This is a genomic window from Pseudomonas sp. NY5710 (genome assembly GCF_013305665.1).
Taxonomy (GTDB): domain Bacteria; phylum Pseudomonadota; class Gammaproteobacteria; order Pseudomonadales; family Pseudomonadaceae; genus Aquipseudomonas; species Aquipseudomonas juntendi.
The window spans coordinates 2,297,946-2,318,377 of sequence record NZ_CP045554.1 but is presented as its reverse complement, the minus strand read 5'-3'; the positions used below and the strand labels follow the sequence as shown (position 1 = coordinate 2,318,377).

The window sequence follows — 20,432 nt, the reverse complement described above, 5'->3', positions numbered from 1 at the left end:
TACCCTTGGAACCGCTCCGATGACCTTGAAACAGCTCCGCTATCTGATCGCCATCGTCGACGCCGGCAGCTTCTCTTCGGCTGCACGTCGCGCCTACATTGCCCAGCCGGCGCTGAGCCGGCAGATCAGCCTGCTGGAAAGTGAACTGGAAATGCAGTTGCTCGACCGCCAGCACGATGGCATAGCCCTGACCGATGCCGGGCGCCAGCTCTACGAGGTGGCCCGGCAAGTGGTACAGAAACTGGACTCGGTGAAGGATGAGCTGAAATCCAGCCGCGGCGACCCCAAGGGCCATGTGGCCATCTCCATTCCGGCCACGGCCGCCGACCTGCTGCTGCCGGAAATTCTCAGGCGCGCCGAACAGCGCTTCCCCGGCGTGACGCTGACCGTGTGGGATGGCCTCAGCCGTGAAGGCGGCCAGGCCATCGAGCTGGGCAAGGTGGACTTCGGCGTGGTACCCAATGCCGAAGAACTCGAGCATGTCGAGGCCGAGCCGATCTTCACCGAGGCGCTGTACTGGGTCGGTGCATCAGCCCCTGGCACCCCCGACACCATCAGCCTCGCCGAAGCCGCCGCCACCCGGCTGGTGCTGCCGCCCAGAACACTGCACCTGCGCCGGCGCATCGAGCAAGCGGCGATGCAGGCCGCCGTGCCCCTGGCCGCCGCCTACGAACAGCAATCGGCGCCCGGCATCGCCAGCCTGGTGCGCGCGGGCCTGGCAGCGACCATCAGCAACTGGCCGCCACTGAGCACATTGCTGGAACCCACGGCGGCGCGGCGTATCGTTGAACCGGCCATCAGCCGCACCATTGCCTTGGCGCATTCCCAGCACAAGCCCCTGTCGTTCGCCGCCGGTTGCCTGCGCGACCTGGTGCGCAGCGTGCTGATCGACCTGGTCAACAGCGGCCGCTGGCGAGGCGAACTGATCGGCAAAGAAGCACAGCCGCTGGAGGCCATGCCCGGCGCTCAGCTAGCGGTCTGAGCGCGCGCTTTCCCGCCAGCGGCCACCGGCACGCGCAGGCGCTGCTGGGTCAGCTGCGGGTTCAGCGTGGCCAGCCCCACCAGCCCGGCCACCACCAGCACCGCGCCACATACCAGAAAGCCTTGGGCATACCCCGCCGGGTGTGCGCTGCCTGCGCCTTGAACCAGCAAGCCCGTCACCAGCGGTGCTGCCAGCCCGGCCAACGAGGCAATGCCATTGCCCATGGCGAGGATGCCGCCGCGCTGGGCCGCCGGGGTGAACTCGGCGAGCATCGCCGGGCCCACGGAATACATCACCAGCGCCAGGCCCCCACTGAGCGTCAGCGCGGCAACCCTTGCTACCGTGCTGAGGCCAGGCAGCATCAGCGACGCCGACAACAGGCCAGCCAGTATCAGGCACACTGAAACGAACACGCCGCGGGCCACACGTGACGGCACGCGGCGGCGCATCAGGCGCTGGGAGAACCAGGCCAGCAGCAAGCTCAGCGGCGTGGTCACGACCACGAACATGACGAACAGGCGCCCGGTCTGCAGCGGGTCGATACCCAGGCCAACCTGGAGGTAGCTGGGCACCCAGGTCAGCGTGAGCGCCAACGACCAGTTGGCGGCGAAGTGGCACAGGTAGTTGCCCAGCACGCTGGGGTCCCCCAGCAGCCGGCGGTAGGCAATAGCCGGTTCATCGGCCTTGAGCTGGCTGGCGCGCAGGCGCTCGAGGGTGCCCTCCTGGCCCAGCCGCCACCACAGCAGGCACCACAGCAGGCCGATCAGCGCCAGGATGATGAAATTGGTCCGCCAGCCGTAATGCAGGCTGACCCAGGGGATCATCGCCCCTGCCACCAGCAGCCCCATGGCACTGCCGGCATGCAGCAGGGCCACTGGCAGGTTGCGCCGGTCGTTGGGGAACCACTTGTACAGTGCATGGGTGGCCACCGGCGATGCCGGCCCCTCACCGATGCCCAGCAGCACCCGGCAGGCAACGATGGCCCACAGTGAGGTGGCGAACAGCATGGGCAGCTGGATCAGCGCCCAGAACAGACCCATGCCCAGCAGCAAGGTGCGGGTGGGGCGCCGGTTGGCCATGAAGCCACCGACCACGGCGGAGATCGCGAAGAACCAGTGCAAGGCGCCCCCGATCAGGCCGAACTCGGTAGCCGTCAGGCCCAGTTCGGCGCTCATCGGCACCGCTACCAGGCCGATCACCACCTTGTCGAGAAAGTTGACCAGCATCAGCAGGGCCAGCAGCGCGGCCACTAGCCAGGCGGTACGGGGGTTGGGCAGGGAAGAATCCGCAGTCATGGGGAGTACTCTTGTTATTGTTGTGGGGCGGTGCAAAAAGGCCGCCGCCAGGGCGGCCCATCGGTCAGGCAGGCATCAGCACCCCTTTGGCGATGGTGTTGCGCTGGATCTCGCTGGTGCCGGTGAGGATCCGCATCATCCGCGTGGCGCGGAATATCCACTCCACTGGGTGGCCCTGCAACAGCCCCGCGCCGCCGTGCACCTGCACCGCCTTGTCGGCGATGCGGAACGCCGCCTCGGAGACGAACAATTTGCACATCGGCGCCTGGGTGCGGATATCGCCCCCGGCATCGTTCATCTGGGCCGTGGCGTACACCATGCTGCGCGCAGCGTGCAGCTCGGTGGCCATGTCGGCGATCATGTGGTTGACCGCCTGGAACATGGCGATGGGCTGGCCGAACTGCTTGCGGCTGCGCGCATGCTCGATCGACAGGTTCAGGGCGAGGCCGGCCATCCCCAGCAGGGTCGGGCAATGCAACAGGCGGTTGAGGGTGATGCGCCCCATGGCCAGTTTGAACCCCTGCCCTTCCTCGCCGATCAGGTTGGCCGCCGGCACACGCACCTGGTCGAGCAGGATGTCGCCATGGGCACCGCCACCAGACATCACCGCATAATCGCTGTTGATGCGCACCCCTGGGGCGTCAAGGTCGACGAAGAATGCCGAAATACCCTGGGCGCCCTTGCCTGGCCCGGTCACCGCCAGCAACACGGCCAGGTCGGCGTACGTGGCTCCGGAGATGTACCGCTTGCTGCCGCTGAGCACATAGTGGTCGCCGTCGCGACGTGCCTGGGTGCTGATGGCGGTCGCGTCGGAGCCAGCCTCGGCTTCGGTCAGGGCAAAGCACACGGCCTTTTCAGCACGGCACACCGGCTTGAGAAAGCGCTCGACCTGGTAGGGGCTTGCCACCTTGAACAGGTGGCCGACCCGCGGCGGCCCCGACAGCTCGCCCAACACGTGTGAGGCCAACATGGAACCGGTCAGCACCGTGGCCTCCTTGACCGCGCACAGGTCGGCCACGTTCAGGCCGGCACCGCCCATGCTTTCAGGCAGCATGACGGTGTAAAGGCCCTGCTCGCTGGCGAGCTTCCACACCTGGCGCAGCACCGGTTGCGGATGCGGGCGCGCCCAGTCCAGCTGGGCTTGCTGCTCCAGCGGGCGAACCTGGTCACGGACGAAACCTTCGATTGCTTCGATAATCTGCGCAGCTTTGGCACTGGGTTGGTACATGGTCATGCTCCTGGTCAGATGCGACGTTCGCTGTGTTGCCAGTAGGTGTCCCGGACCAGGCGGCGCACCACCTTGCCATTAGGGTTTTTTGGCAGTTCGCTGACAAAATCGACGCCGCGCGGCTTCTTGAAACCGGCCAGCGCCCGGCCGCAACGCTCGATCAGCTCGTCGGCCTGCAGCTGTGCGCCCGCCTTGAGCACTACCACCGCGCGCACCGCTTCGCCCCACTGCGGGTCCGGCACGCCGACCACCGCCACCTCGAACACCTCGGGGAAGCCGTAAATCACCTGCTCCACCTCGCTGGGGTACACGTTGAACCCGCCGGAAATGATCATTTCCTTCTTGCGGTCGACAATGAACACGTACCCCTGTGCATCGACCGTGGCCAGGTCGCCCGTGAGGTAATAACCGTCGCGCATCACTTCGGCGGTGAGCGCCGGGGCGCGCCAATAGCCCTGCATCACGTCCGGGCCCTTGACCACGATCTCGCCGACTTCACCGGGTGCTACATCCTCGAAGGCTTCGTTGACTACCCGCAGGTCGGTCTCGAAGTAGCACCGCCCGCAAGAGGCCAGGCGCTGGTAATTGCCGTCTTCCACCAAATGGTCCTGCTCGGTCAGCACAGTGACCAGCGAGCAGGTTTCCCCGGCGCCGTAGCCTTGTACGAGGATTGGCCCGAACAGTTCGATGGCCTTTTTCACCAGGGCCGGCGCCATGGGTGCGGCGCCATACATGACCAGCTTCAGGCTGGACAGGTCGAAGTGTTCGACGCCGGGGTAGTTGACCAGGCGGTTGATCATTGCCGGTACCAGGAACAGCCGCGTAACCCGCTCGCGCTGGATGGTTTCCAGCAACAGGCGGTCGTCATACCGATCGAGCAACAGGTTGCAGGCGCCCACCGCCAGTAGCGGCATGATCTGCATGCCGCTGGCATGGGTGATGGGCCCCACGTGGGCCATGACGTCGCCCGGCCCGGAGCGGCGTATGGGGCTGGCAATGCTTTTGCGCACCAGGGCCTTGCGGTTGCCGAACGACAGCATCGCGGCCTTGAGCACGCCCGAGCTGCCAGAGGTGTAATGCAGCACGGCCAGCGCATCGTCGGCCGGGTCCAGCCCCAGCGGTGCCTCGCTGCCGCGCTCCAGCAACGCGCAATAGCCCAGGTCGCCCCCTTGGCCGTCCAGCACGATCAGCTGGCGCAGCAGCGGCAACTCCGCGCGTCGGGCTGCCAGCAACTCGGCAAAGCGCGCGTCGGTGATCAGTGCGACCGTGCAGGAGTCTTCCAGTACCCGCACCACTTCATCCACCGAAAGCCGCGCATTGATCGGCACCTTGACCATCGCCGCCTTGTACAGCGCCACTTCCGCTTCGACCAGTTCCACACGGTTGGCGGCAAGAATCGCCACATGCTCGCCAACGCCCACGCCAAGCGTACCCAGCGCGGACGCCAGGCGGTTGCTGCGCCGTTCCAACTGCGCGTAGGTCAGGCGCGTCTGGCTGTCCGCCACGGCGATGTGGTCCGCCCAGTAGCGGGCACTTCGGGTAATGATCGATCCAAGGTTCACGTTATTGTTCTCGTCGACAGAAAGACATCGACGATGCTAATCAGCTGTGCGCGTGCAGATGAAATACCAGATTCAGATGTGGGCCATACCTTTATTGGCTGGCGTACCGCGAGTGGCCGCCGGCAGCTCGGTGATCGTTCGGGGAAGGCACATTGCGGGGCGCTCAGCTGTAATACTTAAAAGGAGGTGTCAGCGCTGATGAAAAGCTTTGTCAGCAAAAACAACGCCCCGCACAAGTCGGGGCGAGTAAGGCCGGTCAATAGGCTTTCACACAGTCTGACTAGCTCTGCGCCAGACGGGCTGATTTCTCCATGATGCTGCTGCCGGATCCGATTTCACTCGCAGGCCCAGGCAACGGTACCAGACGGAAAATGAATGCAATTCGTGCGAACTGGCCCAACAGTAGATGCTGGGCCAGAAGAGTGAGTTAAAGCAATACAGTGGCCAGCATCCCCAAGGCCCCTAGGATGAAGCCAATGAGCGCTCCCCGCCCTGGGGATTCATGAAAAAGAGACCACACGATCACGGGCTCGAGAAGCAACAACGAGGTGACCGATACTACGGTGACGATCCAGATGTCACCGACTGCAACGTATCCAAGCCAGTATGCCGCCAGTAGGCAAATCCCTGCAAAACACATCAGCACCAAGGGAAAGCTGATAGCGCCCCATGAAGCACTTCCTGATGGCGATCGGAGGCCTCGGTTTGCAGTGCTCCTTTGCGTGAGTGTCTGCAATGGGTCGCAAGCTTCCGGTCGTGGATGACCGCTACCGACCCAATGCAGACACTTGATACCGGCGCCGCTTAGCAACCCATCGGTCATCCAGATACGATGCCGGCATGCACTAGTGCCGCGATAATAAACGGAGACTTTTTCTCCAGATACTCAGCCATCCCACCTGTAGTGCTCGACTCAAGTTGGAGCTTCAGTGCTTCATACTGCTGGCGCATAGAGGCATCGCATCTAAGCAAATCTCTGAACCCCACCATCTGGGTGATCGCAAGGTGGCCACGGACACAAGCGTGGAGCTTGTGCGTGCGAATCCCATCCACATTACGCCGATAGAAATGATGCCCTTCCGACAAGTCGCTTCCTCGCACATATCCCAAGCCCATCAACACCTCGTCCCGCGCCGAGGCGTTGCTATGATCGTGAACCTCGATGAGCACATCGATCTCAGGCTTCGCCGCGAGCCCTGGAACGGAGGTACTTCCAACATGCTGTATGGCGATCAGTTCATCGCCAAAGGCCGAAGCGATGAGTGGCTTGTCTGCCAGAAAGCGGGCGGGCCAAGTGGGGTCATAGGGAGTGATTTTGCTGGTCAGTGCCATTTCCGTTCCTTGGTGGCTAGTACCTGATACTCCGAATGTTCCCTCAATACTTGTGAATTCGCCAGCCACTGATAACGATACCCCGGCCATGCGACAATTCAGTAGATCAAATTCGAATCTGATCGAGTTTGGATAGCTGTCCTGTCTACCGTGTACTTCTGGCCGACTGCCCCCCATGCGGAGGGCAGCAATGGGTCGAGAGCAGCCGCGCACCATTACCCTTAACGAGGTTGTCGTGCGCTGCTCCGTGATTCCGATCAAACCTGATCGAGTATCTGGGCGATCTCCTGCGCAAATGCCTGTGGCTGCTCAAGCATTATCAGATGGCCCACCTCACGCATGATGGTGATACTGGCCGACTGGGCTATCGCCCAGTCAGGCACATCCCATTCGGCCCGGGAGCGCTCTCCGGCCAGCAGATGCACAGGTATAGAAGAAAATACCGCCTTCAAGGCATCGTGGTAATCATCACCTCCGGTCTCGACCAGCACTGATCGGGCCATGGCTTGCACTGTGCTGGAGGGTTGATGAGCCAACCAGGCCATAGCAACCTCAAGGCGTTGCTGGCTAGAAGCAACCCCTGCGCGCTCCATCCAAGCTTTCGAATTTGCACGATAGTCGGCTAGCAGAGCCTCTGTTTCTTGCGCAGACATTTTTGCCACACTATGAAGACCAGAACGCATCTTTCAGTGAAAAATTGCCCTCTACGCTTGTGATGCTGGCTACTTGATCTCGATAACGCCTCGCATAGAGCATGGCTACAACCCCACCCACGGAGTGGCCGACCGGGTGTACTCGCCCACCTGAGGCGTGCTTGCCGATCTCTCGGTGCAGGTGCTCGATCTGAGAAGGGATATTCACGTTGCATGGCGTAACACCACTCAGACGGCCATATCCGAGCAGGTCAGGCACGATGACCGGAAGTGGACACAGGCGCTTATGCAGGGAGCTGTGACCAAGGCAGCCGATGAGGCAGTTGATGAACACGACGGGCGTTTGCTTGAGCATGAATGCACCCGATGGCATGAAGAATGATCGATCTTGCACGCTTGAGTTGAGCTCTCGCCAGATTCTGTTTATTGCATTGACGCATGTACTGACGGTGAGCAAGCAATGAGCTTGCCCGTGAACCCGTTTGAAGACAGCACACCTCAGGTGAGAGCAGAAAGCTACTCAGCCGCCTGCATCAGCTCCAGCGTAATGTTATCTGGCCCGGTCACATACACCACCAGCGTACCCTTGCGTGGGCCTGCGGGAATCGGTTGAGGCGTCCCCCTGGCCTGCCAGCCCGCTTGCTCGATGCGACCAAGTACGGCGTGCATGTCTTGCTCCCTCAGTGCCAGATGCGCTGAGCCAATCGCAGATGCCGTAGGCGGGGTGACACCGTGGCGGGCACCCTGCGAATATTCCAGCAATTCTACTCGGCTGCCATCCGGCCTTTTCACTATCGCCGTTCGCACCTTCGGATCGGCGGTGCCGGTTACATCGAGAATGAATGGTCTTCCCATTCAGACTGGCGTTCGAGCGTGAACCCAAGCCCGATTGTCCAGAAGCGAATGGCTTCTTCCAGTGAGCCGACGGCACAGCCAATATGATCGGCGGCATATACGCTGTGGTTGGAATTCGTCAACTCATCCTTCAAGGGGGTGACGGCCACGTCGGACCTGCATCATCAATGCCGGCCGAACCTCGCAGGTTTGGGGATCAGGTACCGCCCCCGTATAACTGCCGCCACACCTATGCGACAATACGCTCAATGTCTGGTCTCAACCCCGCATTTATCGCCCAACAGCTCGGGCATGGCGTGCAGATGCTCTTATCGACTTATGCGCGCTGGATTGACTCGTCCAACCACTGGTCAGAACTGGAAAAGCGCCAGACTGGTCCCAAATGGGTCCGCAGCTGCGAAGAAGCCACGTAAGTTATTGATAGGTAAGCTCCTTGATCTCCACCGCCAACATCACCATGCAGTTCGGCTCCAAGCCGCTGTTCGAAAACGTTTCTGTCAAATTCAACAACGGCAACCGCTACGGCCTGATCGGCGCCAACGGCTGCGGCAAGTCGACTTTCATGAAGATCCTCGGCGGTGACCTGGAGCCTTCGGGTGGCCAGGTCATGCTCGAACCCAACACCCGCCTGGGCAAGCTGCGCCAGGACCAGTTCGCCTACGAGGAATTCACCGTCATCGACACGGTGATCATGGGCCACGGCCAGCTGTGGAAGGTCAAGGCTGAGCGCGACCGTATCTACTCGCTGCCGGAAATGTCCGAGGAAGACGGCATGGCCGTCGCCGAGCTGGAAACCGAATTTGCCGAAATGGACGGCTACACCGCCGAGTCGCGCGCCGGCGAACTGCTGCTGGGCCTGGGTATTCCGCTGGAGCAGCACTTCGGCCCGATGAGCGAAGTGGCCCCTGGCTGGAAGCTGCGTGTGCTGCTGGCCCAGGCGCTGTTCTCGGACCCGGACGTGCTGCTGCTCGACGAACCGACCAACCACCTGGACATCAACACCATCCGCTGGCTCGAAACGGTCCTCACGGCGCGTAACAGCACCATGATCATCATTTCCCACGACCGCCACTTCCTCAACAGCGTGTGCACCCACATGGCTGACCTGGACTACGGCGAGCTGCGCCTGTTCCCGGGCAACTACGACGAGTACATGACGGCGGCCACCCAGTCGCGCGAGCAATTGCTGGCGGACAACGCCAAGAAGAAAGCACAGATCGCCGAACTGCAAACCTTCGTCAGCCGCTTCTCGGCCAACGCCTCGAAAGCCAAGCAGGCCACTTCGCGTGCCAAGCAGATCGACAAGATCCAGCTGGCCGAGGTGAAACCGTCCAGCCGCGTCAGCCCGTTCATTCGCTTCGAGCAGACCAAAAAGCTGCACCGCCAGGCCGTGGTCGTCGAGAAAATGGCCAAAGCCTTCGATGACAAGGTGCTGTTCAAGAACTTCGACCTTACCGTGGAAGCGGGTGAGCGCGTGGCGATCATCGGCCCCAACGGTATCGGCAAGACCACCCTGCTGCGCACCCTGGTCGGCGAAATGACCCCGGATGCCGGTTCGGTGAAGTGGACCGACAGCGCCGAAGTCGGCTACTACGCGCAAGACCACGCCCACGACTTCGAAGACGACATGACCCTGTTCGACTGGATGGGCCAGTGGACATCCGGCGAGCAAGTGATCCGCGGCACCCTGGGGCGCATGCTGTTCTCCAACGACGAGATCCTCAAGTCGGTGAAGGTGATTTCCGGTGGTGAACAAGGCCGCATGCTGTTCGGCAAGCTGATCCTGCAAAAACCCAACGTGCTGGTGATGGACGAACCGACCAACCACCTGGACATGGAGTCGATCGAAGCACTCAACCTGGCGCTGGAAAACTACCCAGGCACCCTGCTGTTCGTCAGCCACGACCGCGAATTCGTTTCGTCGCTGGCTACCCGCATCATCGAGCTCTCGGCCGATGGCGTGGTGGACTTCAGCGGTACCTACGACGACTACCTGCGTAGCCAGGGTGTGTTGGTCTGATTGAGCCGTGAGGCCTGGCTGCCTTGGGCGGCTGGGCCTTGCGCCACAGTGCGAGGCCTCTCGACGAAAAATTCGTTAGCCTGCTTTCATTTCCTTCGCGCAACGGCCATGATGGGTTCACGCCCAACCGCCCGCCCGCGAACAAGCCCATGACCGCGCAACAACCTGCCCCCCCCAGCGATAGCTTGCACATAACCCTGCAAATCCTGTCGATCGTCTTCTACACCTTCATTGCCTTCCTCTGCATCGGCCTGCCGATCGCGGTACTGCCCAGCCATGTGCACGATCAGCTGGGCTTCGGCGCCGTGATCGCGGGCGTGACCATCGCCTTGCAATACCTGGCCACCCTGCTCAGCCGGCCATTAGCCGGCAAGGTAGCCGATAGCTTGGGCGGCAAGCGGGCAATACGCTATGGCCTGCTGGGTATCGCCGGCTGCGGTGTGCTGACCCTGCTTTCCGCCTGGGCGCTGAACCTGCCAACCCTCAGCCTGGGCCTACTGCTTGCCGGGCGCCTGCTGCTGGGCATAGCCCAGGGGTTGATCGGCGTAGCGACCCTGAGCTGGGGAATCAGCCAGGTCGGCCCTGAGCACACCGCCCGGGTCATTTCATGGAACGGCATCGCCTCTTACGGTGCCATCGCCATCGGCGCGCCCGTGGGTGTGCTGGCCGTGGACGGGCTGGGCTTCAGCGTACTGGGCCCGGCGTTGCTGGGGTTGGCAGCCATTGCCCTGCTGGTGCTGCGCAAACGCCCCGACGTGGCTGTGACGCGCGGTGAGCGCCTGCCCTTCTGGTCGGCGTTCGGCCGGGTGGCGCCGTGTGGTGTTGGCCTGACCCTGGCTTCCATCGGGTACGGCACCCTGACCACCTTTGTCACCCTGTATTACCTTGAGCGTGGCTGGGCCGGAGCAGCCTGGTGCCTGAGCGCGTTTGGCGTGTGCTTCATCATCTCCCGGCTGCTGTTCGTCAACGCGGTAAACCGCTTTGGTGGCTACAACGTCGCGGTCGCCTGCATGGCCACCGAAGTGCTCGGCCTTGGCCTGCTGTGGCTGGCGCCCTCACCGCCGTGGGCGTTGCTGGGCGCCGGGCTGACCGGCTTTGGGCTGTCGCTGGTGTACCCGGCACTGGGCGTCGAAGCCATCAGGCAGGTACCCAGCAGCAGCCGGGGTGCCGGGCTGAGCGCCTACGCGGTGTTCTTCGACATGGCCCTGGCCCTCGCCGGGCCGGTAATGGGGGCGGTTGCCGCGCACCTGGGCTATGCCTCGATCTTCTGCGTGGCCGCCCTGCTGGCACTGGCTGGCGTCGGGCTGACGCTGCTACTGGCGCGGCGTGGCCGTGGCCGCTGACCGCTCGGCCGATTGCGGCGCCCCCAGCGCCTCGCTGAAGAACGCTGCGGTTTCACGTTGCAGTGAGCGATGAATATGCCGACGGTCAACACCTTCGGCATCCTTGCACAGCACCGGCATGCGCTGGTATTGCTCGGCATCGCAATGGGCCATGAACACGAAATGCCCGGCACCGGCCAACAGCCGGTAATCCGGTGTGACTGGCAGCTTGCGGGCCAGCGCTGCGGCGTTGCGGTCCACCGCCACCAACTGGTCACTGTCGCCGCTGTAGATCAGTGCCGGCACCTGCACCCCGGCCAGCGCATGCCGCCCGAACAGCAGGCTGAGCGGCGCCATCAACATCACCGCGCCGACACGCGGGTCGGCCTTGGGGCCAAGCTCACTGCGGTCGGCTATCAATATGCCGTGGGTCTTGCAGGCGTCGGCGTCGCTCGGACGTTCCAGGCAGTACTGGCGCAAACGCTCCAGGTCCGGGTGCGCGCCAGACAAGATCAACGCCGTTTCACCACCCGCCGAGTAGCCGATCACACCCACCTTGCCGTCCGTCAGGTACGGGCCCACCACGCTGTCTGCCCGCGCCGCGGTGATTGCGGCGCTGAGCTGCAACGGCCGGCCATACAGATTGCTCAAGGTGCCCAGGCGGCTGTGGTCGCGGGTGTTGTCCCCGGGGTGGACCACGGCCACCACCACGAACCCTGCGCGCGCCAACGCCGTAGCCAGGTAATGCAACGCCAGCGGGCTGCCGGTATTGCCGTGCGACAGCACCAACAGCGGGAAGCGCCCCATGGCGATGGGGGCCTCTTCGGCCACGTCGAGCGGGTAGCCATCGATACGGCTACTGCGGGCCGGGCCCAGCGCTGGGTAGAACGCCAGCGCCTGCATGGGCCGGTTATCGACCGGGTCGGTCAGAGTCATGTGGTGCAGGCCTGCTGCCCATTGCGCAGCCTCGGCATGGGCCAGCAGGCAGGCGCACAGCGCCAGCGCCAACACGCAACGGGGGAGAGTCATCGGCCAGCGGCTCCTTGCGTGGCAATGCGATAACCCAGCATAAGCCTGGGCCCGCAGGCGCCGCATGAAAACTGGATGAAACCGACGTCATGCCAGGCCTGCACGCGCCGCCTGCATTTGCACCTGGCGGCGAACCCGTGGCATAGATGACGGTCAACGTTTTTATCTGACCGCTTCAGCGCCCTTGAAGGAGTTTCATGCATGAGCAAACCTGACTACGTGCCACCCAAGGTCTGGCGCCGTGACGCTGCATCCGGGGGCCAGTTCGCCAGTATCAACCGCCCCGTCGCCGGCCCTACCCACGACAAGGACCTGCCCAAGGGCAAGCAACCGCTGCAGCTGTATTCGCTGGCCACACCCAACGGCGTGAAAGTCACCATTGCCCTGGAAGAGCTGCTTGAACTCGGCCACGCTGGCGCGGAGTACGATGCCTGGCTGATCCGCATCGGCGAAGGCGACCAGTTTTCCAGCGGCTTCGTCAAGGTCAACCCCAACTCCAAGATCCCCGCGCTGCTCGACTGCAGCCAGAAACCACCGGTGCGTGTATTCGAGTCCGGCTCGATCCTGTTGTACCTGGCAGAAAAGTTCGGCGCCCTGCTGCCGACAGCGCCTGCTGCCCGCACCGAGTGCCTGAACTGGCTGTTCTGGCAGATGGGGGCGGCGCCGTACCTGGGTGGCGGCTTTGGTCATTTCTATGTGTACGCGCCGGAGAAGTTCGAGTACGCCATCAACCGCTTCACCATGGAAGCCAAGCGTCAGCTGGATGTGCTTGACCGGCGGCTGGCCGAAAGCCGCTACCTGGGCGGTGAGGCATACAGCATCGCCGATATTGCCGTGTGGCCCTGGTACGGCCAGCTGGTACTGGGCAACCTGTATGGCGCAGCAGAGTTCCTGGCGGTGCACGAGTACCCGAATGTGCAGCGCTGGGCGCAAGAGATTGCCCAGCGCAAGGCAGTGCAACGCGGCACCCGGGTGAACCGCACCTGGGGCGACGAAGCCAGCCAGGTGCCTGAACGGCATTCGGCTGCGGATCTGGACAACTGATACAACGCGCGCCGAAGGTGGCCCTGTGGTGATACAGGGCCGCCCCTGCCAATGCCTGCCGCGTACTCGGGCATGACAATGCCCACCTGCACAAAACCATTTGCCCCTGCGCAAACCTGCGTCGGCGTAGCCCTTCTTGTACACTTCCCGCAATAGCCCCCACCTGTACATTGTTTGGTGAACGCATGATCGAGGTAACCGAGGTTTCCATTGCCGAGCTGCGCGACGCGCTCGAATCGGGCCGCACGACGGCGGTCGAGCTGGTCAAGGCCTACCTGGCCCGCATTGATGCCTACGACGGCGCCGACACGGCCACCGCCCTGAACGCCGTAGTAGTGCGCAACCCGCAGGCGCTGCAAGAAGCCGAGGCCTCCGATGCCCGCCGCGCCAAAGGCCAGTTGCTGAGCCCGCTGGACGGCATTCCCTACACCGCCAAGGACAGCTACCTGGTCAAAGGCCTGACTGCGGCATCGGGCAGCCCGGCCTTCAAAGACCTGGTGGCCCAGCGCGACGCTTTCACCATCGAGCGCCTGCGCGCCGCCGGGGCCATATGCCTGGGCAAGACCAACATGCCGCCCATGGCCAACGGGGGCATGCAGCGCGGTGTGTATGGCCGCGCCGAAAGCCCGTACAACGCCAATTACCTGACCGCGCCGTTCGCCTCGGGCTCGTCCAACGGCGCCGGCACGGCTACCGCCGCCAGCTTCAGCGCCTTCGGCCTGGCCGAAGAAACCTGGTCCAGTGGCCGCGGCCCCGCCTCGAACAATGGCCTGTGCGCCTACACGCCCTCGCGTGGGGTGATTTCGGTGCGCGGCAACTGGCCGCTGACCCCGACCATGGATGTGGTGGTGCCCTATGCGCGCACCATGGCCGACCTGCTGGAGGTACTCGACGTGGTGGTCGCCGATGACCCCGACAAGCGTGGCGACCTGTGGCGCCTGCAGCCCTGGGTGCCGATCCCTGCGGCCTCGGCGGTGCGCCCGGCGTCGTATCTGGACCTGGCCGCCGATGCCGGCGCCCTGAAGGGCAAGCGCTTCGGCGTGCCGCGCATGTACATCAATGCCGACGACGCAGCCGGCACTTCGCAAAAGCCCGGTATCGGCGGCCCTACCGGCCAGCGCATCCACACCCGCGCGAGCGTTATCGCCCTGTGGCAACAGGCCCGTCAGGCCCTGGAAGCGGCCGGCGCGCAAGTGGAGGAAGTCGATTTCCCGCTGGTGTCCAACTGCGAAGGAGACCGCCCCGGCGCCCCCACGGTGTACAACCGCGGCATCGTCAGCAAGGAATTCCTGCACGACGAGCTGTGGGAGCTGTCGGGCTGGGGTTTCGATGATTTCCTGCGCGCCAATGGCGACCCCAAGCTCAACCGCCTGGCGGATGTCGATGGCCCTCAGATTTTCCCGCATGACCCGGGCACCCTGCCCAACCGCGAGGACGACCTGGCAGCCGGCATGGACGAATACGTCAACATGGCCAAGCGTGGCCTGAAGACCTGGGACCAGATCGAGACCTTGCCCGATGGACTGCGCGGCCTGGAGCGGACCCGCAAGCTGGACCTGGAAGACTGGATGGACGCGCAGGGCCTGGACGCCGTGCTGTTCCCCACCGTGGCCGATGTCGGCCCGGCCGATGCCGACGTCAACCCGGTATCGGCAGACATCGCCTGGAGCAACGGCGTCTGGGTGGCCAATGGCAACCTGGCGATCCGCCACCTTGGCGTACCGACCGTGACCGTACCGATGGGCGTCATGGCCGACATCGGCATGCCGGTGGGCCTGACCTTCGCTGGGCGGGCCTATAGCGACAATGCCCTGCTGACCTTTGCGGCCGCCTTTGAAGCGACCGGTTCGCGCCGCATTGTGCCGCCGCGCACCCCTGCCCTGGGCTGAGCCCGGCACGGCACCGCACTTCAGGCAACCTTCGCCAAAATCAACGATTCGTGTAAATATACACAAATCGTTGATTTTAGCGGTTCATTGCCCATGACACCCACTGCCGAGCGCCAGCTCACCCTCACCGTGCTCAAGGCCGCCATCCAGGCCTTGGGCAGCGTTGCCGCGCGCAACATGGAAATCCTCCTGCACGACCTCGACCACCCCGAGCACTCGGTGGTGGCTATCGTCAATGGCCACCTTTCCGGTCGCAGCATCGGCAGCCCGATCCTTGCCGCCCCGGAACAGGATCAGGGTTTCAAGGCACTGATGCAGGCCTCGGCCGACCAGCAGGGTTGTGAGCCGGTGGTGCTGCCCGACTACCCCACTACGCTCAAAGGCCGCACGCTGCGCAGCGCCACCGCGATCTTCCGCGACAGCAGTGGCCACCCGTTTGCCAGCCTGTGCGTGAACACCGATGTCACCGGCCTGGACGCGGCCATGCAGTTCCTCCAGCACTTCCAGCCCCTGGGCGCTACGCCAACCGCCACCGAGCCTGCCGACATGGCGCTGCTGATGAGCGAGATCATCCAGAGCGCACTGCAGCGCAACGGCCACGGGCGAATGAACAAGCAAGCCAAGCTCGAAGCTGTGCGCGTGATGCAGGAGCGTGGCCTGTTCATCGTCAAGGGCGGCGTCGAGAAGGCGGCCAGCGCGCTCGGCGTGACCCGCTACACCATCTACAACTACCTCGAACAACTGCGCGGAGCCAGCCTATGACCTTGCACATCCCTACACCCCTGATCGAATCACGCCCGCTGTCGCTGGCTGCCGGGCGCAACATCTGGCTCAAGCTTGATGCCCTGCAGCCTTGTGGCTCGTTCAAGCTGCGCGGGGTGGGTCACGCCTGCGAGGTTCACTACGCGCGGGGGGCCAGGCACCTGGTGTCGTCCTCGGGGGGCAATGCCGGCCTGGCGGTGGCCTACGCCGGGCGCAAGCTGGGGGTGCCGGTGACCGTGGTGGTGCCCGAGACCACTACTGAACGGGCCAAGGAACTGCTGCGCCTGGAAAATGCCAAGGTACTGGTGCACGGCAGCTCGTGGCAGGAAGCCAACGAACTGGCACTGACTCTGGTAGGCGCTGGCGATGCCTTCATTCACCCCTTCGACGACCCGCTGCTGTGGGCCGGGCATGCCAGCCTGGTCGACGAAGTGGTTGCAGCCGGCTTCAAGCCCGATGCGGTGGTGCTGTCGGTGGGGGGTGGCGGGCTGCTCAGCGGCGTGGTCGAGGGGCTGCAACGCAATGGCTGGGCGGACGTGCCGGTGCTGGCCGTGGAGACGACCGGCGCTGCCTCGCTGCACGCGGCCATGCAAGCCGGGCACACCGTGGAGTTGCCACGCATTGCCTCGATCGCCGGCTCGCTGGGAGCCAAGCGGGTGGCCGAACAGGCGCTGGCCTGTACGCATCGGCAACCGGTACACAGCCACCTGGTCAGCGACCGTGCCGCGCTGCAGGCTTGCGAGCGCTTTCTGCTAGACCACCGGCTACTGGTGGAGCCCGCCTGTGGCGCCGCGTTGGCGCTGGCCTATGACGCCAGCGCCATGGCGCGTTACCCGAACGTGCTGGTGGTGGTGTGCGGGGGTGCTACTGCCACCTTGGAACAGATACAGGCATGGTTGCGACAGGTCGACTGATACGGGTTGTCATCTGTCTGTTTCCTTTGCCGTGTATCACTGAACCCCACACTGCTGGCGAATCTGGCCGGCAGTGGCAGCCACGCAAAGGAAAAATGCCCTGCGCCCTTTCGATCTGCGGCAAGGGAAGGCACAATGCGTGTCCTTTTTTTGGCCGGCCTGGCCGGGGGCCTCTAAATGATCAAGACGCCGTACTACCTCATCGATAAAACCAAGCTGCTCAGCAACATGGAGAAGATCGCCTACGTGCGCGAACACTCCGGTGCCAAGGCACTGCTCGCCCTCAAGTGCTTTGCCACCTGGTCGGTATTCGACCTGATGCAGCAGTACATGGACGGTACCACCTCGTCGTCCCTGTTCGAGCTCAAGCTCGGCCGCCAGAAGTTCGCCGGCGAAACCCACGCCTACAGCGTGGCCTGGGCCGACGACGAGGTCGAGGAAATGCTCGAGAATTGCGACAAGATCATCTTCAACTCGATCGGCCAGCTGCAACGCTTTGCCGACCAGTCCGAAGGCAAGGTGCGTGGCCTGCGCGTCAACCCGCAGGTCAGCAGCTCCGACTACCTGCTGGCCGACCCGGCCCGGCCGTTCAGCCGCCTGGGCGAATGGGACCCGGCCAAGATCGAGCAGGTGATCGGCCAGATCTCTGGCTTCATGTTCCACAACAACTGCGAGAACGGTGACTTCGGCCTGTTCGACAAGATGCTCACGCACATCGAAGAGCGCTTCGGCCACCTGCTGCACCAGGTCGAGTGGGTCAGCCTGGGCGGTGGCATCCACTTCACCGGTGAAGACTACGCAGTAGACGCCTTCTGCGCGCGCCTCAAGGCCTTCGCGCAAACCTACGGGGTGCAGGTGTACCTGGAGCCTGGCGAAGCCGCCATCACCAACAGCGCCTCGCTGGAAGTGACCGTGCTCGACACCTTGTACAACGGCAAGCACCTGGCCGTGGTCGACAGCTCGATCGAAGCGCACCTGCTCGACCTGCTGATCTACCGCCTGAACGCCAAGATGGCCCCCAACGACGGCGAGCACACCTACATGGTCTGCGGCAAATCGTGCCTGGCCGGTGACATCTTCGGTGAGTACCAGTTCGACCGCCCATTGGCCATTGGCGATCGCCTGTCATTCGTAGACACGGCCGGTTACACCATGGTCAAGAAAAACTGGTTCAACGGTTTGAAAATGCCGTCCATCGCGGTCAAGCAACTCGACGGCAGCGTCGAGGTCGTCCGTGAGTTCGGTTTTGAAGACTACGTTTCCAGCCTGTCGTAAGGCCGGCTTCCCAAGTAAGGAGCAACAGGTAAATTGAAGAAGAACGTTCTTATCATTGGTGCAGGAGGTGTCGCCAAGGTGGTGGCCCACAAGTGCGCGCAGCATAACGACGAACTGGGTCGTATCGCTATCGCGTCACGGAACATCTCCAAATGCCAGGCCATCATCGACAGCGTCAAGGCCAAGGGCAGCCTCAAGGTTCCCGCCGACATCCAGGCCTTCTCGCTCAACGCCCTCGATGTCGAGGCGACCAAGGCGCTGATCCGCGAGACCGAGTCGCAGATCGTGATCAACGTCGGTTCCGCCTTCCTCAACATGTCGGTGCTGCGTGCCTGCATCGATACCGGTGTCGCCTACCTGGACACCGCCATCCACGAAGAGCCGGGCAAGATCTGCGAGACCCCGCCGTGGTATGGCAACTACGAGTGGAAACACCTCGAAGAGTGCCAACAAAAGAACATTACCGCCATTCTCGGGGTCGGCTTTGACCCGGGTGTGGTCAACAGCTACGCAAAACTTGCGCAGCAGCAGTATTTCGACAGCATTGATTCGATCGACATTCTCGACGTCAACGCCGGCTCGCATGGCAAGTACTTCGCCACCAACTTCGACCCGGAAATCAACTTCCGCGAGTTCACCGGGCAAGTGTGGAGCTGGCAGAACAGCCAGTGGACCAGCAACACCATGTTCGAAGTCAAGCGTACCGACGACCTGCCGGTGGTTGGCTCGCAAAACCTGTACCTCACCGGCCATGACGAAGTTCACTCGATTTCGAAGAACCTCAACGTGCCGAACGTGCGCTTCTGGATGAGCTTCGGCGAGCACTACATCAATGTGTTCACGGTGCTGAAAAACCTTGGCCTGCTCAGCGAGCAGCCGGTGAAAACGGCCGAAGGCCTGGAAGTGGTGCCGCTGAAAGTGGTCAAGGCCGTGCTGCCAGACCCGGCCTCGCTGGCCCCGGGCTACACCGGCAAGACCTGCATCGGCGACCTGGTCAAAGGCACCAAGAACGGTCAACCGCGCGAAGTGTTCATCTACAACGTGGCCGACCACGAAGAGGCCTACGCCGAAACCGATAGCCAGGGCATCTCCTACACCGCAGGCGTACCGCCAGTGGCTGCCGCCCTGCTGGTTGCCCGTGGCGAGTGGGATGCCAAACGCATGGTCAACGTCGAGGAGCTGCCAGCCGAGCCGTTCCTCAAGGCGCTGGGCGTGATGGGCCTGCCGACCCGCGTCAAGGATGAAAAAGGTGATCGTCCTTGGGACGCTGAAGCCTAAGCGGTAAGCAAGAAGGGGCGCCACTGTGGCGCCCCTTCTGCTTTGGCTGGCTGCTTGCGCTTCAGTTGGTCTCGGCCGTGAGGCTCGCGCGCTCATCGAGTTTTTCCAGCAACGCCTTGGCCAGGGCCTTGTCCGAGAACGGGTTTTGCCCGGTAATCAACTCGCGATCCACCACCACATTCGGTTGCCAGGCCTTGGCATAACCCATGTGGCCGCCGGCCATCGCCATCGCGTTCGCCGGGTAGAACAACAAGCGCTGGTCCTTGAGCGAACGCTCGAACACCTGCTCCTCCGGGTCAGAGAAGATAGTCATCTTGTAGCCCTGGTACACCCAGTCTCTGGCTGCCGCCCGCTCCCCGCGGGCCAGCGCGGCCTGGTAGCCGACCGTATCCTGCTGCGCCGACAGCAAAGCGATCGGGCCGTGGCAGATAGCCGCTGTGGGTTTGCCTGCCTGGTGGAAATGCCGCAACAAGGTGCCGACGTCCGAGTTATTGGCCAAGTCGATCAAAGGCGCGTGGCCGCCGGGGATGAACAGCCCGGCATAGCGGTCGAGGTCGCCCGCCAGCACTTCTTTCACCGACAGGGTATCGCCGATGTCTGGCAGCCCCTGCACCACCTGTTCAATCCGGCGCATCTCTGTTGCATCACCGGCGAAATACTGTGGGTCGACCGAGCGCGGGTCCACACGCGGGGCATTACCCTTGGGTGTCACCAGCACCAAGCGGTAGCCGGCCTTGAGCAATTGGTCGGCGGGCACCCCGAACTCATTGAGGTAATAGCCGGTGGCGTAGTGTTCGCCGTTCTGCAACGGCAGCTGGTGTTCGCTGGACAGCAGCACCAGTACTTCGCCTTTGGGCGCCGATTGGGCACCACCGGCAAGCAAAGCGCCGGTGACTGCCAGCGCCAGTGTGGTCAGCTTCTTCATGCGTCAACTCCTGATCAGGCAAGCGCCTGCAATACCAAAGTGGCGGAGCGCAAGGTGTAATTGGCAG

The 20,432-nt window shown here is 63.3% G+C and carries 20 protein-coding genes and 1 pseudogene; 10 read left to right on the top strand and 11 right to left on the bottom strand.

Annotation, left to right across the window (positions count from 1 at the left end):
- The first annotated feature begins 19 nt into the window (after positions 1-19).
- The gene (locus GEV39_RS10495) at positions 20-982 is read left to right on the top strand and encodes a LysR family transcriptional regulator (protein ID WP_173888785.1); all 963 of its coding nucleotides are present in this window, start codon (positions 20-22) and stop codon (positions 980-982) included.
- Here GEV39_RS10495 and GEV39_RS10490 read toward each other — a convergent pair.
- The 9 genes from GEV39_RS10490 to GEV39_RS26030 all read right to left on the bottom strand — a co-directional run bounded on the left by GEV39_RS10490 (position 967) and on the right by GEV39_RS26030 (position 8,056).
- Positions 967-2,277 carry an MFS transporter gene (locus GEV39_RS10490; RefSeq protein WP_173888783.1) on the bottom strand — a complete coding sequence of 437 codons (1,311 nt, stop codon included), beginning with the start codon at positions 2,275-2,277 and terminating at the stop codon, positions 967-969. The two genes, GEV39_RS10495 and GEV39_RS10490, sit on opposite strands and share 16 nt — an antisense overlap.
- A gap of 64 nt (positions 2,278-2,341) precedes the next feature.
- Complete coding sequence (locus GEV39_RS10485; protein ID WP_173888781.1) at positions 2,342-3,505, bottom strand: acyl-CoA dehydrogenase family protein; 1,164 nt, start codon at positions 3,503-3,505, stop codon at positions 2,342-2,344.
- Positions 3,506-3,519: 14 nt separating this feature from the next.
- Entirely contained in the window at positions 3,520-5,067 is a 1,548-nt protein-coding gene (locus tag GEV39_RS10480) for an AMP-binding protein (protein WP_173888779.1), read from the bottom strand.
- A gap of 427 nt (positions 5,068-5,494) precedes the next feature.
- Positions 5,495-5,803 carry a hypothetical protein gene (locus tag GEV39_RS26050; RefSeq protein ID WP_249414358.1) on the bottom strand — a complete coding sequence of 103 codons (309 nt, stop codon included), beginning with the start codon at positions 5,801-5,803 and terminating at the stop codon, positions 5,495-5,497.
- Positions 5,804-5,886: 83 nt separating this feature from the next.
- Positions 5,887-6,399, bottom strand: a complete 513-nt coding sequence (locus tag GEV39_RS10475; protein ID WP_110678344.1) for a GrpB family protein — start codon at positions 6,397-6,399, stop codon at positions 5,887-5,889.
- A gap of 257 nt (positions 6,400-6,656) precedes the next feature.
- Complete coding sequence (locus GEV39_RS26045) at positions 6,657-7,052, bottom strand: alpha/beta fold hydrolase (RefSeq protein WP_249414339.1); 396 nt, start codon at positions 7,050-7,052, stop codon at positions 6,657-6,659.
- A 10-nt stretch (positions 7,053-7,062) separates the two neighbouring features.
- Positions 7,063-7,407, bottom strand: a complete 345-nt coding sequence (locus tag GEV39_RS26040; RefSeq protein WP_249414338.1) for an alpha/beta fold hydrolase — start codon at positions 7,405-7,407, stop codon at positions 7,063-7,065.
- A 161-nt stretch (positions 7,408-7,568) separates the two neighbouring features.
- Positions 7,569-7,907 (bottom strand): VOC family protein, encoded by a 339-nt coding sequence (locus tag GEV39_RS26405; protein ID WP_349306028.1) that lies wholly within the window; start codon positions 7,905-7,907, stop codon positions 7,569-7,571.
- Entirely contained in the window at positions 7,880-8,056 is a 177-nt protein-coding gene (locus tag GEV39_RS26030) for a VOC family protein (protein WP_249414381.1), read from the bottom strand. Before GEV39_RS26030 ends, GEV39_RS26405 begins: the two co-directional genes overlap by 28 nt.
- Here GEV39_RS26030 and GEV39_RS26025 point away from each other — a divergent pair.
- The 3 genes and pseudogenes from GEV39_RS26025 to GEV39_RS10455 form a co-directional block, all read left to right on the top strand.
- Positions 8,046-8,320, top strand: a pseudogene (locus GEV39_RS26025) (site-specific integrase); the annotation flags it as partial. The gene GEV39_RS26030 and the pseudogene GEV39_RS26025 sit on opposite strands and share 11 nt — an antisense overlap.
- Before the next feature lie 20 nt (positions 8,321-8,340).
- Complete coding sequence (locus tag GEV39_RS10460) at positions 8,341-9,927, top strand: ABC-F family ATPase (protein WP_029885780.1); 1,587 nt, start codon at positions 8,341-8,343, stop codon at positions 9,925-9,927.
- A 149-nt stretch (positions 9,928-10,076) separates the two neighbouring features.
- Positions 10,077-11,270, top strand: a complete 1,194-nt coding sequence (locus tag GEV39_RS10455; RefSeq protein WP_173888777.1) for an MFS transporter — start codon at positions 10,077-10,079, stop codon at positions 11,268-11,270.
- Here GEV39_RS10455 and GEV39_RS10450 read toward each other — a convergent pair.
- Positions 11,241-12,278 (bottom strand): alpha/beta hydrolase family protein, encoded by a 1,038-nt coding sequence (locus GEV39_RS10450; RefSeq protein ID WP_173888776.1) that lies wholly within the window; start codon positions 12,276-12,278, stop codon positions 11,241-11,243. The two genes, GEV39_RS10455 and GEV39_RS10450, sit on opposite strands and share 30 nt — an antisense overlap.
- Before the next feature lie 201 nt (positions 12,279-12,479).
- On the opposite strand from GEV39_RS10450, the gene yghU reads away from it, so the two are divergent.
- The 6 genes from yghU to GEV39_RS10420 all read left to right on the top strand — a co-directional run bounded on the left by yghU (position 12,480) and on the right by GEV39_RS10420 (position 19,440).
- Positions 12,480-13,322, top strand: a complete 843-nt coding sequence (yghU, locus tag GEV39_RS10445; RefSeq protein ID WP_173888774.1) for a glutathione-dependent disulfide-bond oxidoreductase — start codon at positions 12,480-12,482, stop codon at positions 13,320-13,322.
- Positions 13,323-13,507: 185 nt separating this feature from the next.
- Positions 13,508-15,211, top strand: coding sequence for an amidase (locus GEV39_RS10440; RefSeq protein WP_173888772.1), 1,704 nt, complete (start codon positions 13,508-13,510; stop codon positions 15,209-15,211).
- Positions 15,212-15,304: 93 nt separating this feature from the next.
- Positions 15,305-15,973 (top strand): helix-turn-helix transcriptional regulator, encoded by a 669-nt coding sequence (locus GEV39_RS10435; protein ID WP_457252907.1) that lies wholly within the window; start codon positions 15,305-15,307, stop codon positions 15,971-15,973.
- A complete protein-coding gene (locus tag GEV39_RS10430) occupies positions 15,970-16,887 on the top strand; it encodes a pyridoxal-phosphate dependent enzyme (RefSeq protein WP_173888769.1) in 918 nt (305 codons plus the stop codon). Before GEV39_RS10435 ends, GEV39_RS10430 begins: the two co-directional genes overlap by 4 nt.
- Before the next feature lie 177 nt (positions 16,888-17,064).
- The gene (locus tag GEV39_RS10425; RefSeq protein ID WP_009686603.1) at positions 17,065-18,162 is read left to right on the top strand and encodes a carboxynorspermidine decarboxylase; all 1,098 of its coding nucleotides are present in this window, start codon (positions 17,065-17,067) and stop codon (positions 18,160-18,162) included.
- A gap of 33 nt (positions 18,163-18,195) precedes the next feature.
- Positions 18,196-19,440, top strand: coding sequence for a saccharopine dehydrogenase family protein (locus GEV39_RS10420; protein WP_173888767.1), 1,245 nt, complete (start codon positions 18,196-18,198; stop codon positions 19,438-19,440).
- Positions 19,441-19,501: 61 nt separating this feature from the next.
- Here GEV39_RS10420 and GEV39_RS10415 read toward each other — a convergent pair whose 3' ends face one another.
- Positions 19,502-20,365, bottom strand: coding sequence for a type 1 glutamine amidotransferase domain-containing protein (locus GEV39_RS10415; RefSeq protein ID WP_173888765.1), 864 nt, complete (start codon positions 20,363-20,365; stop codon positions 19,502-19,504).
- Positions 20,366-20,432: the final 67 nt, after the last annotated feature.

Coding starts and splice junctions, on each gene's coding strand:
- GEV39_RS10495 (WP_173888785.1), top strand. CDS start 20: ATGACCTTGAAACAGCTCCGCTATCTGATCGCCATCGTCGACGCCGGC.
- GEV39_RS10490 (WP_173888783.1), bottom strand. CDS start 2,277: ATGACTGCGGATTCTTCCCTGCCCAACCCCCGTACCGCCTGGCTAGTG.
- GEV39_RS10485 (WP_173888781.1), bottom strand. CDS start 3,505: ATGTACCAACCCAGTGCCAAAGCTGCGCAGATTATCGAAGCAATCGAA.
- GEV39_RS10475 (WP_110678344.1), bottom strand. CDS start 6,399: ATGGCACTGACCAGCAAAATCACTCCCTATGACCCCACTTGGCCCGCC.
- GEV39_RS26045 (WP_249414339.1), bottom strand. CDS start 7,052: ATGTCTGCGCAAGAAACAGAGGCTCTGCTAGCCGACTATCGTGCAAAT.
- GEV39_RS26040 (WP_249414338.1), bottom strand. CDS start 7,407: ATGCTCAAGCAAACGCCCGTCGTGTTCATCAACTGCCTCATCGGCTGC.
- GEV39_RS26405 (WP_349306028.1), bottom strand. CDS start 7,907: ATGGGAAGACCATTCATTCTCGATGTAACCGGCACCGCCGATCCGAAG.
- GEV39_RS10455 (WP_173888777.1), top strand. CDS start 10,077: ATGACCGCGCAACAACCTGCCCCCCCCAGCGATAGCTTGCACATAACC.
- GEV39_RS10450 (WP_173888776.1), bottom strand. CDS start 12,278: ATGACTCTCCCCCGTTGCGTGTTGGCGCTGGCGCTGTGCGCCTGCCTG.
- yghU (WP_173888774.1), top strand. CDS start 12,480: ATGAGCAAACCTGACTACGTGCCACCCAAGGTCTGGCGCCGTGACGCT.
- GEV39_RS10440 (WP_173888772.1), top strand. CDS start 13,508: ATGATCGAGGTAACCGAGGTTTCCATTGCCGAGCTGCGCGACGCGCTC.
- GEV39_RS10435 (WP_457252907.1), top strand. CDS start 15,305: ATGACACCCACTGCCGAGCGCCAGCTCACCCTCACCGTGCTCAAGGCC.
- GEV39_RS10430 (WP_173888769.1), top strand. CDS start 15,970: ATGACCTTGCACATCCCTACACCCCTGATCGAATCACGCCCGCTGTCG.
- GEV39_RS10425 (WP_009686603.1), top strand. CDS start 17,065: ATGATCAAGACGCCGTACTACCTCATCGATAAAACCAAGCTGCTCAGC.
- GEV39_RS10415 (WP_173888765.1), bottom strand. CDS start 20,365: ATGAAGAAGCTGACCACACTGGCGCTGGCAGTCACCGGCGCTTTGCTT.